The 13,635-nt window shown below is 34.2% G+C and carries 8 protein-coding genes and 1 tRNA gene; 2 read left to right on the forward strand and 7 right to left on the reverse strand.

Translation table 11 applies throughout. From position 1 onward, the window contains the following. The first annotated feature begins 60 nt into the window (after positions 1-60). Positions 61-933, forward strand: coding sequence for an AraC family transcriptional regulator (locus DG435_RS23285; RefSeq protein ID WP_159025406.1), 873 nt, complete (start codon positions 61-63; stop codon positions 931-933). A 271-nt stretch (positions 934-1,204) separates the two neighbouring features. Beyond that, positions 1,205-2,077, forward strand: a complete 873-nt coding sequence (locus DG435_RS23290; protein ID WP_159025407.1) for an AraC family transcriptional regulator — start codon at positions 1,205-1,207, stop codon at positions 2,075-2,077. Between the two features lie 211 nt (positions 2,078-2,288). Here DG435_RS23290 and DG435_RS23295 read toward each other — a convergent pair whose 3' ends face one another. The 7 genes from DG435_RS23295 to dnaE all read right to left on the reverse strand — a co-directional run bounded on the left by DG435_RS23295 (position 2,289) and on the right by dnaE (position 13,588). After that, positions 2,289-5,168, reverse strand: a complete 2,880-nt coding sequence (locus tag DG435_RS23295) for a M4 family metallopeptidase (RefSeq protein ID WP_106790675.1) — start codon at positions 5,166-5,168, stop codon at positions 2,289-2,291. 333 nt (positions 5,169-5,501) lie between these two features. Beyond that, positions 5,502-6,233 (reverse strand): SIMPL domain-containing protein, encoded by a 732-nt coding sequence (locus tag DG435_RS23300; protein WP_106790676.1) that lies wholly within the window; start codon positions 6,231-6,233, stop codon positions 5,502-5,504. A 265-nt stretch (positions 6,234-6,498) separates the two neighbouring features. Next, positions 6,499-6,572, reverse strand: a tRNA-Asp gene (locus DG435_RS23305). Positions 6,573-6,658: 86 nt separating this feature from the next. Next, on the reverse strand, positions 6,659-7,588 hold the full coding sequence (locus tag DG435_RS23310) for a DUF58 domain-containing protein (protein WP_106790677.1): 930 nt from the start codon (positions 7,586-7,588) through the stop codon (positions 6,659-6,661). A 142-nt stretch (positions 7,589-7,730) separates the two neighbouring features. Beyond that, positions 7,731-8,048, reverse strand: a complete 318-nt coding sequence (gene trxA, locus DG435_RS23315) for a thioredoxin (protein ID WP_024772480.1) — start codon at positions 8,046-8,048, stop codon at positions 7,731-7,733. A gap of 187 nt (positions 8,049-8,235) precedes the next feature. Beyond that, on the reverse strand, positions 8,236-8,922 hold the full coding sequence (locus DG435_RS23320; protein ID WP_106790678.1) for a hypothetical protein: 687 nt from the start codon (positions 8,920-8,922) through the stop codon (positions 8,236-8,238). Between the two features lie 280 nt (positions 8,923-9,202). After that, entirely contained in the window at positions 9,203-13,588 is a 4,386-nt protein-coding gene (gene dnaE / locus DG435_RS23325; RefSeq protein ID WP_106790679.1) for a DNA polymerase III subunit alpha, read from the reverse strand. Positions 13,589-13,635: the final 47 nt, after the last annotated feature.

Genomic DNA, 13,635 nt, shown 5'->3' on the forward strand with positions numbered 1-13,635 from the left:
ATGCGAAATACTGATCAATTTATAGCATCTTATAACCCTTTTCGGTTTAATTTCTTGAACATGGTTTTTATTTATTTCTATGCTGTAGAGACTGCGGGTATTGAAATCAAGAATAAGTATCGATATTATATTCCTGGTATATTAGAATTTTTTATTCTGTCTTTGATTTTTGTTAAAGTAAATAATACCCCGGATTTAGTATATTCTCGTAATACCATAATGTTTTTGTATTCTTATATAATTTCTGCCTCGATTTTTATTGCATATATGTGTATAAGAATACTATTTGTTATTAAGGATCATACTACTTTTTTGCCCTTCTTTTACGCAGATACAAGATATAAATCTCTGTTATGGTTAAAGATATTCTGTATTGTATTTATTATTTATCATATAATGGCATTGGCATCTGTGATTGTTTTGTCAGAATTTAAGTATATGACAACGATATCTGATGGTTTGTCTTTATTGTTATTGTATTATTTTACCATAGGAAGTTTAATACAAATTAACATTGTTAATATCACATCTAAAAACGAGGTAGAATCATCAAAACGTAAACAAGAAGAAAATAAGGAAATTTATAAACGAGTTTCCAAAGCAATAGAGCGATGTATGATAGAGAAAAAAGCTTTTCTGGATCCGGATATGACGTTAAAGGCTTTTGCAAAAAGAGTGGGAGAGTCGAGTCGTCTTATTTCTAAAACTATTAATGAGATGGAGTATAAGAACTTTAACTTGTATCTTAATCATTACAGAGTTGAAGAATTTAAAACACTTATAGAATCAGAGAAATATCAAAAATATAGCAATACGGCATTGGCTAAGGAGGCCGGATTTAATTCGAGAGCTTCTTTTTATAAAAACTTTAAAGATATTGTAGGGATTTCTCCTTCAGATTATTTTGAGAGTTTAAATCAGGATACCATATAGGTTTTTTTTAGTTCAAAAAATCATTTTTTTAACGCATCAATATTTTTTTTAAATAATGGATACTTTATTTATATTCTATTTGGCTTTAGGAATACAATCCTTGATCGTTGCCTTGATTTTATTTTTTTATAAATCCCAGAAACAAAAAGTAAATAAATATTTAGGGTTTTTCTTTATCTCTCTTTGTATTGAATTGCTGAGTTTTGTGTTGTTGTGGGACATGGAGGAAATGTTCAAATCTTACAATCCGTTCACATTCAATTTTTTGAATATGGTCCTCGTTTTTTTCTATGCTACAGAGACTGCAGGTATTGAGATTAAGAATAAGTATCGATATTATATTCCTGCTATACTAGAATTTTTTGTGTTTTCTATACTCCTTATAAAAGTAATTGGGAGTCCAGACCTTGCGTTTTCTATGGAGTATATCTTGTTTTTATATTTTGATTTGTTTTCTTCCACTGTTTTTATAATCTATATGTGTGTGAGAACGATACTGGTTATCAAGGATCATAATAAGTTTTTACCTTTCTTTTATACAGATATAAAATATAAATCTTTAGTATGGTTAGCTGTATTTTGTATGGCATTCATTGTTTATCACTTAATTGCATTTGGTGCTGTGATTACTTCGTTTGAGGGTGAGTATATACGATTTGTACTTGATGGCTTGGCTTTATTATTGTTGTATTATTTGACCATAGGAAGTTTGACACAAATTAACATTGTTAATATTACGTCTGAAAGCGAGGTGAAGTTGTCAAAGCGCAAACAAGAAGAAAATAAGGGAGTTTATAAACGAGTTTCCAAAGTAATAGAGCGGTGTATGGTAGATGAAAAAGCTTTTCTGGATCAAGATATGACTTTAAAAACTTTTGCAAAAAGAGTAGGAGTGTCAAGCCGTATCATTTCTAAAACTATTAATGAAATGGAGTACAAGAACTTTAATATGTATCTTAATCATTATAGAGTTGAAGAATTTAAAACGTTAATAGGATCAGAGAAATATCAAAAATATAGTAATACTGCATTAGCAAAAGAAGCTGGTTTTAATTCGAGAGCTTCTTTTTATAAAAACTTTAAAGATATTGCGGGTATTTCTCCATCAGATTATTTTGAGAGTTTAAATTCTGATGTTGTTTAATTCTGGAGAGAATTGACTTATATGTTTATTCAATGATAGATACATAGTGTTTATGTTTTTGATGATCTTACTTAAAGTTTGAATGTCAATGCCTAATTAGCTAAGAAATTAAAATAAAACCGCCTGGAAATATTTCCAGGCGATTCTTTCTGCTAAAATCTAAGTTGAGTTAGAAGAGTTAGCTGATATTCATAACTACACAAATAACTTACTATTTAATAATTACTTTCTTTACATCTTGATTTCCTCTCTTTACAAAGTAAATTCCAGAATTTAATCTAGATACATCAACCTTTATAGTGTTATTTCCTAAAGTTGATTTTACTTCTTTGTTGTATACTACTTTTCCTAGTATATTAACAATTTTGATTTGAGAAGATACATTGTCTAAAGACTTGAAAGATATGTTAAGATCTTTCGATGCTGGATTTGGGTACACATTAAATCCAGTAGTTTTGTTTAGGTTGTTTCCGAATGCTGAGGCAAAAAAAGTAGCGTCACAAGAACCAATAACTACCCAACCTGTAGCAGTTAATTCATATATGGTACCAAAGTATTTTACTTTAGACCCAACAGGATACGTATTTCCTGGTTGATAATCTGGGATGTTATCGCAGTTATTACCATTGGTGTCTTCTAAAGTAGTAAAGCTTATCACAGCAGAATAAGGAGCATCTACCTGATTACCACCAGTTGTTCCACATTGACCACGTTGTTGCCAACCTGTGTTAGTAAACTCAAATAAATACCCCTGGTAAGTAACTTTTGCACCAACTTGATATGTCTGACCTGCTTGATATGCCGGTACACCAGCACAAGGATCTGTACCACCATCTGTAGAACAGGTGTATTTTACTCTTGCTTCATATTTGGTATTTGCTGCTAAACCTGTTAGGTTAGTAGTAGCGCCAGAAACTGTAGAAGTTGTATACGAAGCATCTGCAGCTTTTTTATACTCAAAAGTATAGTTTGATACTCCATTTATAACCGTCCAGCTTACTGTTGCAGAATTAATAGTTATATTAGAAGAGTTAACTCCTGTAACGGCGTTACAATCACCTCCACCACCATCTGCAGCAGTAGTAAATTTCACTACAGTTGAGTATGGTGCAGTCTCACCATTTGCACAAGTATATTTTAAACGTACTTCATATGCTGTATCAACGGTTAATCCGTCTAATGTTTTGCTAGTGCCTGTTACAGAAGATGTAGTATACGATGCATCTGTAGCTTTTTTGTACTCAAAAGTGTAGGTAGAGATACCTGTAACTGCGTTCCAGTTAATTGTAGCACCATTTTTAGTAATGTTAGATGTTGCTACTCCGCTTAAAGCAGAACAGTCACCACCGCCACCATCACAGTTTGCATTACCAGTAAATTTAGCACCTACACCTACAGCGTTCATCGCATTAGTCACCACTTTTATTTCGCAAGAATTAGCACCATATAAATCTTTAGCCGCATTAATTACTGCATTTCGAGCTTGAGCATATTTCGAGCTTCTTGTTAAGTAGTTTGTTAAAGAACGATAAGCAATTTTTCCTGCTTTTTCGATACCAATACCTTCTATATCATAATTAGTTCCGCTATCATTAGATGCTTTTGCTCCTTGAGATACAATATAGAACCAATGATTCATTACACCACTATTGATGTGTACTCCACAATTATCATTTTGGGAACTAGGTTGGCACCCTTGAGTTTGTAACCAGTTTGTTCCTCCATACGTATCTGGCTGTCTATGTAATTTAGGATTAGAGAGGTCTCTTTTAAGTCTTGAGTCTGGATGTTTGTCTCCTAGTTTCCAAACCTTAGCGTCTACCACTTTGTTAAAAGTATAATATTCTACCAAAGCTCCAAACATATCACTATAGGATTCATTTAAGGCTCCAGATTCTCCTTGATATACCATGGCTCCAGATTCTTGAGTAACCCCATGTGCCATTTCATGACCAACTACATCTAATGGAGTTACTGGTGTACCTTGAAGTTGTTTGGTATTTCCAAAATACATCCAGGTACCAGACCAAAAAGCATTATCATCACCATATCGACCTGCTCCATTTACATATATGTTGATATTACCTCCTCTATTGTCATAACTAGAGCGGTTAAATTCATTTTTGAACATATCCCAGGTTTTCTCTGCTCCCCAATATGCAGCTGTTCTGTGGTTTTGCTCTCCACCAATTCTAAAATCTTTAGTTTGACTCGAATAGATAGAACGAGAGTTTGTAGGTTCAATTATTGCAGTTTCTGAAGCATTTACTTGTAGTTGTGCTCCTTGCATGTCATACAAAGCGAGCTTTCTGTTACCAGATTGTCTCATCTCATATCGACCACCACTTTGTGTAACGGTAATATTTTGAGGGCCATAATACCCGGTATCTGTAGTGCCATCTACGTGATGTATCTTTTCTTCAATAAAAAGGATATCACCAGTTGAAGCATCTACAAAAACTTCTTTACGTCCAAAAGGCTCAACAGAATACATGTCGAATTTGTATGCTAACCTCAATGCATCGGCATTCATTGCATTGTTTTTAGTGATGTAAACTAATTCGCCTTCACCACTTACTTTCTCATCATTGAAAGTTTTGTTGTTAGTTCTGGGAGCTCTGGCTTCCCAAACGTATCGTTTTGCTTTGATTACGTCTTTTGCTTTTTGTAATGCTTGATCAGAAGATAGCGTACTGCTTTTTGCAAAAGATTTAGCTGGTATTGCTGTAAACCATTCTCCGTTGGCAGAAGTTACCTGCCCATTTTTAACGTGGATTAAATACATAGAACTCTCTACAGGAATCCCATTAATAGATTGTTGTAAACGGTAATGGGTAAACCCTAATTTGTCTTTGATAACATCAGAAACGATAACTCCTTGTCCCGATACTGTACCAAAGTGTTCTGTCATAAAATTCTCTGGGGAAGAGAATGATGATTTTTTTGCTGCGTTTTGAGTAGCATCAAAATCGATAGCATTGGGAGCCATTCCATTGCCCCCTTTTTGAACAATGTTATACTTCTCCTGTCCATAGGAAGAAAGCATAAGCATCATTGCAAATGCAATTAAGATGTTTAATCTTTTTTTCATAATTGTTGATTTTGAGTTTGTATATTAAGCAGACGAAAGTATTCTAAACGAAGTCTCAGATCAACAAACGCCTGTCCTAAACTATGATTAAGACGGCTTATGTAAAACATTAAGACACCTTAATAGTCTCGTTATTAAGGTGTTGTGAAATTTGAGTAGAAAATGAAGGGAAGGTAGGTTTTGGTAGTTTTTTAAGATAAAACTGTGTTTAGTGCTTGATGTTTTAACACTTTTTGTAAAAATAATGTCTATTCAAAGCATCTGGATTTATTTTTTTGTAAGAATATGTAGATCAACTTCTTACTTTTCTATATCAATATCAGTACAGAAAAATTATTTTAATGTGTAGATGAGTTTTGTGGTGATAGCAGCTGTCTTTTCTCTCGAAGAAGTGTTTAGTGCACCGCCCCAGGAATGATCTTCTCCAGAATATTTACCAGTTATTTGAAAAATACCCATTTTGGCAAGAGTTAGTTCGCCGAGTGTTGATCCAGAATTCTTAGCTATTTTCTCTGCTCTTAATTGTGCATTTTCGGTTGCTTTTGAAATCATTTCGATTTTTAACTCTGCAAGTTTTGTATAGTAATACCGAGGTTTTTTTGAAGAAAACTGAACTCCTTTGTTTAATAACATTGTGATCTCTCTGGATATTTTTTCAACCTTTTCAACTTCGTTAGAGTTTATTTTTATGGTTTGTGATAGTTGATACCCAGTAAAGCTTTCACCAAGATAATTGCCAGTATTAGAGTAATTTGGTTTTGTGATACGATCGGTTGTTACTGCATCAAAAACTACAGTCTTTACATCGATACCGTTAGAACTTAAATAATCAGTAACTGTTTTTTTATCTTCTTTAAGGTCTTTGTATGCTTGTTGTAGGTCGATATTAGCTTTGGTGAACTCTCCTTCCCAAACGATGAGATCCGAAGTGAAATTGGTCGTACCATGTCCCGTAACAGCAATTGTTCTTTTGGGTTTATTGCGATTCATATAAGCATTTCCTAAAACTATAGAAGAAACGACAATAGCTAACGAAAATAAAACAGAACTAATATTGGTTTTCATTTTTTTAAATTTTACTCAAGGTCTAAGGTAGGTATAAAAAGGATGTCAAAATCCCCCGAATACAGGGATATTTAACTGCTACATGTTTTAGGTTAGATCTGATAAGAAGAAGATTCTTTCCTAAATTAAAAAAAGCCTCTCCAAATTTATGGAAAAGCTTCTCATCGGTTTACTACTAAACCATTCTCACATTAAACGTGAGACAACACAACATTTTCTTGCTAAAAAAAGCCTCAACAAAGATTGAGGCTTTTTTGCAATTTTGCGGTCTGGACGGGACTCGAACCCGCGACCCCCTGCGTGACAGGCAGGTATTCTAACCAACTGAACTACCAGACCAAGGCCTTATTGCGGATGCAAATATACACCTCATTTTATTACCCGCAAATGTTTTTTTTGTTTTTTTTGCCTTTATAATATTTGGCTTATGTAAATTTCTGTCTTTCAACAAAATAAGTGGTTAATATTTTATCAAAATCTTTTGTGGTATCAGCCTCAACATATTTTATACCATATTGAGCGCATTTCATTTTTAGATCATAAAAATAAGAAGATACTGCTTTTTGATAATTATCTTTTATATTATCTGCGTATAGGTTAATATGATCGCCTGTTTCTACATCTACAAATCGGGTAGGTCGGTTACTAAAGTCAAAATTTAATTCTTTCTCACTATCAAACGTATGAAAGAGAATAACCTCGTGTTTGTTGTATTTAAGATGTCTAAGAGCTTCAAATAATTTTTCGGGATTAGATGTAGCCTGTAACATATCAGTGAACAAAAAAATCAATGATCGCCGATGTATTTTTTCGGCTATCAGGTGTAAAAACTTAAAAGTATCTGTATTCTTGCTTTTAGAAGTGCTTGTTATGGTTTTATTTAATTGATTAAGTAACATTTGATGATGCCTCTCACTACCTTTTTCTGGAGCATAATAATCATATTCATCACTATAAATGCTTAACCCAATGGCGTCACGTTGCTTTTTAAGGATATTCATCAAACAAGCTGTGGCTAAAACCGAAAAGCTAATTTTATTTAATGAACCTAGACGATGTTCTTTTACATGAGGGTAATGCATAGAAGAAGAATTATCGATAATAATATGACACCTCAGGTTTGTTTCTTCTTCATATCGTTTGGTAAATAGCTTATCTGTTTTAGCAAAAAGTTTCCAGTCTATATGTTTAGTGCTTTCTCCATTATTATACACTTTATGTTCTGCAAACTCAGCAGAAAAACCATGAAAAGGACTCTTATGCATACCCGAGATGAAACCTTCTACAACTTGCTTGGCAAGTAATTCCAGATTAGTGAACCCTCCGGTTTTATTAATCTCTTTTTGAATGTCCATAGGTAATATTCTTTTATAAAAAAGCGAAGATCAGTATCCTTAATTTTTTAATGATAACAATATACGTATTACAAAATTAGTATTCATAAAAAAAGGTTTGACTTATAAGTCAAACCTTTTTTTATTTTTTAATGATAGTTTTTTACATCAAAGAATCTAATGCTTCTGCATATACATTCTTAGGAGAAACTCCTACTTGACGTCCTACTACTTCTCCATTTTGAAAAACCAATACTGTAGGAATATTTCTTACACCATATTTAGCAGCAAATTCTTGATTCGCATCAACATCTACTTTACCAACAACGGCTTTTCCGTCATATTCTTCACTAATTTGTTCGATGATAGGGCCTACCATTCTACATGGACCACACCAAGCCGCCCAAAAATCAACCAATACAGGTTTGTCACTTTTAAGTACTACCTCATCAAAAGTAGCGTCTGTTATTTCTAGTGCCATAGTTATTTATTGTTTAAAAAATTCTTGTTATTTTAATATTCACAAAATTAGTCAATAATTCTGCCAAAGCTTACATCAGTAATATTTGTTTTGACTATAGGGTTATTTGATTTTCTGATACCAAATATAATATGAAAGTATTACTTTATAGCAAATTACATCTCAAAAATGATAGGTAGAAGTTGAATTATTTTAGAATTTTAAGTTGTTTGGATAAATATTGTATTGAAACCAGATGAGAAAATAATACAATAGGAACGACTACAGATGCCAACCACACGAATGGGAAATAGAACAAAGCGACATTAGGCTGGTCAAAAGCAAACTGCTGAAACTGAAAAGGAAAGGAAAGTATGGCATTTATTACTATAAATAATAATAGTGATAAGCATATCAAATTCCAGCCTAATAGAAATTTTGGAGAAAGAATTTTATGTATATACCCAAAATAGTATACAAATGGAGCCGTTATTCCTGCAAGGATATCAAAATTTCTACCCGAAAAAGTCATGAGCTCTGGTATTGATTTGTGTAAAAATAACCAGTATAAAACTAATTCTACAGGTATCCTTATGGTATGAAGTATTGTGAGTATTTTGATATCAAGCTGACTAATGAATGTTTCCCCTTTTTTTGTAAAAAACAAGAAAACAACAAGTAATAAAGGAGGGATAATTGCTAGACTAAAGCGAGGAGGTAATGAGGTGTCTAAATAAAAAGATGAATATCCCAGTATCGCCTGTATACTCGCCCATACTATAATGAGAAACAAAACTCTTTTGGAACTATGAGATGCTATATAAAATAAAAAGACACTAATGCAAGTGGTGGTGATAAAGATAATTGAAATATAAGGAGCTAAATTTTCTAACATAACAGGGTTTTATATCTAACAAGATTGTTGTTTGTTCTAACACTATGGGTAATTTGTGTTTAATGCTATTTTGAATATACATTCAGAACAAATGTAGCAGCTTTCTAAGCTAAAGTTCTTGCCTTATGGCAAGAAAATCAGATAGTAAGAAGTTTTGGTGATTTTGTTGGTATAAGAAAACCAGGTTCGATTTAATAGCTATTAAGTACCTGTCTTTTTTTTATAAATTTAATCAATTATACGCGATAACTTCTATGTGTAAATAGTAGGGTGTTGTGTTTTAGTTTAATTTATAATATATGGATTCATCCTCAAGAGCAACAAGTAATTCTGGAGAGATATTTACTTTTTGTTTTCGACTGGGCATGTGCAGTTTTAACTGTTCGGCCATTTCATAGATTACAAAATTGAGCGTATGATTTCCAGTATGCTCTGTTAGCAATTCTTTTAAGTCATCTATTCTAGAATCAGAAAGCTCATTAATATCCATTTGAATTGTAAGCTTTCTTGCATAGGTTTCCATTACATCATGCAGTAATTGAAAACTATTAAATTGTATTCTGGGATCTCCTTTTTTACCAGTATCACGGTTTACCCAACCTTCTTTAATAAAAGCTTTGGAATATACAAAGGTGCTTTTTACCAAGAAAGGACGATGTTTTAGGTATTCTTCGCCAAAAATTCTGAATTCGTGAGCTGTGTTATAATCTTCTATCATAAAAGTAGCCCAGCCTTTACCATTTTTGGATGTACGATGTTCTACGTTAGAGATTACTCCTCCAAAAGAGATTTCACGATTAATATTACCTTCGAGATCCGCAAAATTGAGCAAGGTGCCATTGCAGAAATATTTCATTTCATATTTAAAATCATCTAAGGGATGACCAGAGAGATATATTCCTACGACTTCTTTTTCACGTGCTAATTTTTCCATTGTTCCCCATTCTTCGCAAGGCGGCACAATGGGTTCGGGGATTTGTACATCACTAGCTTCTCCAAATAGACTTACTTGTGAAGAGTTTTCACTTTCCTGAAATTTGGATCCATATCGTACTGCTTTTTCTAAGAAAGTAATACCGTCTCCCTCTTCATGGAAATATTGTCCTCTATGAGTTTCAGAAAAGGAATCAAAACCTCCGGCTAAAGCTAAACTTTCAAATGCTTTTTTATTAGCTGCACGAAGATCAATACGTTTGGCAAGGTCAAAGATAGATCTGTATGGTCCATCTTCTTTTCGGCCTTCTACTATGGTAGCTACAGCACCAGTTCCTACGCCTTTAATGGCTCCCATTCCAAAACGAACAGCTCCATCTTTGTTTACCGAAAACTTACGATAGGATTCATTTACATCGGGTCCTAGTACGTCCAGTTTCATACGTTTGCATTCCTCCATAAAGAAGGTAACCTGTTTGATGTCGTTCATATTATTAGAAAGCACAGCCGCCATATATTCTGCTGGATAGTGTGCTTTTAGATATGCTGTCTGGTAAGCAATCCAGGCATAGCAGGTAGAGTGAGATTTATTAAATGCGTAGGCAGCAAAAGCCTCCCAATCTTTCCATATCTTTTCTAGTTTATCTTCTGCATGACCTTTTTCTGAAGCTTGCTTTATAAACTTAGGCTTCATCTTATCAAGAACTGCCTTTTGTTTTTTACCCATTGCTTTACGTAGTACATCGGCTTCACCTTTGGTGAAATTTGCCAATTTTTGTGAAAGCAACATCACTTGCTCTTGATAAACCGTAATTCCGTAGGTTTCTTTTAAATACTCTTCACAAGCTTCAAGATCATAAATGATTTCCTCTGTACCATGTTTTCTATTGATAAAACTAGGTATATATTCTAATGGCCCAGGACGATATAAGGCATTCATTGCTATAAGATCGGCAAAAACAGTAGGCTTAAGTTCCTTCATGTATTTTTGCATCCCGGGAGATTCATATTGGAACACCCCTACAGTTTCTCCTCTTTGGAAAAGAGCATAGGTTTCTTCATCATCAAGAGGGAAGTTTTCGGGATCTAGTTCTACTCCATGTTTTGCTTTTACAATCTTAACAGTGTCCTTAATTAGGGTTAATGTTTTTAATCCCAGGAAATCCATTTTTAGTAGTCCTGCATTTTCAACTACTGAGTTGTCAAACTGTGTACAGTACATTTCAGAATCCTTAGCTAATGCTACAGGGACGAATTTGGTAATATCATCTGGTGTTATGATAACTCCACAAGCATGAATTCCGGTGTTTCTAACAGAGCCTTCTAATACTCTGGCTTGGTTAAGTGTTTCTGCTTCGAGATCACTGCCTTCGGCGATATTAAGAAGTTCATTAACTTTTTCTAATTCGTCGCTTCTAAATTTTTTCTTTAATGTAGCTTCGTCCACACCAAAAATCTTTCCGAGTTTTGACATGTTAGGGATGAGCTTTGCAATACGATCTGCATCACCAAGCGGAAGATCTAATACTCGTGCGGTATCTCGTATTGAAGATTTGGCGGCCATTGTACCATAAGTAATGATCTGTGCTACCTGGTTGGAACCGTATTTTTCAATTACATAGTCCATGACACGGCTTCGGCCTTCATCATCAAAATCAATATCAATATCAGGCATACTTACACGATCTGGATTTAAGAAACGCTCAAAAAGCAAATCGTATTTAATAGGATCAAGATTAGTGATCCACAGACAATAGGCTACTGCAGATCCAGCGGCCGATCCACGTCCGGGACCTACAGAGACATCCATATCGCGAGCGGCGCGAATAAAATCTTCTACAATCAAGAAATATCCTGGGTATCCGGTTTTTTCAATTACCTGTAATTCAAAATCCAGGCGCTCATCGATTGAGGGAGTTATATCTCCATATCGTTTTTTTGCACCTTCATAAGTGATATGTCTTAAATATTTGTTTTCGCCTCGTTTACCTCCATCGATCAGATCTTCTTCGGATCTAAATTCTTCGGGGATATCAAATGCAGGTAATAATACATCTCTAGCAAGTACAAAAGGCTCAATTTTATCTACAATTTCCTGGATATTTATGATCGCTTCTGGTAGATTTTTGAAGAGGTTTTTCATCTCCTCCTGAGATTTGAAGTAATATTCCTGGTTTGGTAGACCGTATCGATATCCTCTACCACGACCAATAGGAGTAGCTTGCTTTTCTCCGTCTTTTACACATAAAAGAATATCATGTGCATTAGCATCTTCTTTTTCGCAGTAATAAGTATTGTTGGTAGCAACGGTCTTAATATTATGTTTTTTTGCGAATTGAATTAATACCTGGTTTACTCTATTTTCATCTTCTTGATTATGACGCATAATCTCAATGTATAGATCATCGCCAAATTCTTGATGCCACCATAGTAATGCTTCTTCTGCTTGTTTTTCTCCAATATTAAGGACTTTGCTAGGGACTTCTCCGTATAAGTTTCCGGTGAGAACAATGATGTCCTCTTTATATTGTTTGATAACTTCTTTGTCAATTCTGGGAACATAATAAAACCCATTAACAAAAGCAGTTGAGGACATTTTTGCCAAATTATGGTATCCGTTTTTGTTTTTGGCTAATAATACAATTTGATATCCGTTATCCTTTCTCGACTTGTCTGTGTGATTTTCGCAAACAAAAAACTCACAACCTACAATAGGTTTTATCTCTACACCTTCTGGTTCTTGCCCATTTTCTATTGCTTCGGCATTGGCTGCTTTTATAGCTGCATTGTGATTAGAGATTCCCTGAACAAAATGAAAAGCTCCCATCATATTGGCATGGTCTGTCATGGCAACAGCATTCATTTTATGCTGTGCAGCTACTTTTATTAAATCAGGAATACTGGTTGTTGATTGTAGTACCGAAAACTGGGAATGATTATGCAGGTGGGTAAAGTTAACTTCGTCCAGAGCTGCAATATTATCATCAATCTCTTGCTGGGATAAGTCAGAACCTTCTTTTTTAGAAAGTGCTTCTTGAATTTTCTGAGAAGCTTTTTTAAGATTGATATGTTTTAACCCTATTAACTGAATCGTTTCAGGATTAGTTTCTGCAAAATTTTGAAAATAATCTGGTTCTACATCAAGTTCCTCGATTGTAAAAACCTGTTTACGAATCAATTCAAAAAAACATCGGGTAGTGGCTTCTACGTCAGCAGTAGCATTATGTGCTTCGCCAAAGGCAGTTCCAAATAGATGTTGATGAAGTTCTGTAAGTGTCGGGAGTTTAAATTTACCACCACGACCACCTTGAATTTGACACAATCCTGCCGTGATTTCGGTACAGGTGTCTAAAACAGGAAGCTCCTGTAGATTATTTTCTACGCCAAGACGATAGAATTCTGCACCCATAATATTAACATCAAATCCAACATTTTGTCCGACTACAAATTTGGTTTTGGATAGAGCAATATTGAACTTGTCTAATACTTCTTCTAATGTAATCCCATCTTGAGTTGCTAACTCGGTCGAGATACCATGAATTTTTTCTGCATCATATGGGATATTAAACCCATCAGGTCGTACAAGGTAATCTTGATGTTCGATACAGTTTCCCATAGCATCATGTAACTGCCATGCAATTTGTATACATCTTGGCCAGTTATCGGTATCGCTAATAGGGGCGTCCCATCGTTTTGGTAACCCGGTGGTTTCAGTATCAAAAACTAAGTACATAAAAAGAGGTATTTCAAGAAAATTATCCCTTACAAAGGACTTTCAAA

This window comes from Aquimarina sp. Aq78 (assembly GCF_900299525.1).
Classification (GTDB): Bacteria; Bacteroidota; Bacteroidia; order Flavobacteriales; family Flavobacteriaceae; genus Aquimarina.

Coding starts and splice junctions, on each gene's coding strand:
- DG435_RS23285 (WP_159025406.1), top strand. CDS start 61: ATGGTTTTTATTTATTTCTATGCTGTAGAGACTGCGGGTATTGAAATC.
- DG435_RS23290 (WP_159025407.1), top strand. CDS start 1,205: ATGGTCCTCGTTTTTTTCTATGCTACAGAGACTGCAGGTATTGAGATT.
- DG435_RS23320 (WP_106790678.1), bottom strand. CDS start 8,922: ATGTTAGAAAATTTAGCTCCTTATATTTCAATTATCTTTATCACCACC.
- trxA (WP_024772480.1), bottom strand. CDS start 8,048: ATGGCACTAGAAATAACAGACGCTACTTTTGATGAGGTAGTACTTAAA.
- dnaE (WP_106790679.1), bottom strand. CDS start 13,588: ATGTACTTAGTTTTTGATACTGAAACCACCGGGTTACCAAAACGATGG.
- DG435_RS23310 (WP_106790677.1), bottom strand. CDS start 7,588: ATGGACATTCAAAAAGAGATTAATAAAACCGGAGGGTTCACTAATCTG.
- DG435_RS23295 (WP_106790675.1), bottom strand. CDS start 5,168: ATGAAAAAAAGATTAAACATCTTAATTGCATTTGCAATGATGCTTATG.
- DG435_RS23300 (WP_106790676.1), bottom strand. CDS start 6,233: ATGAAAACCAATATTAGTTCTGTTTTATTTTCGTTAGCTATTGTCGTT.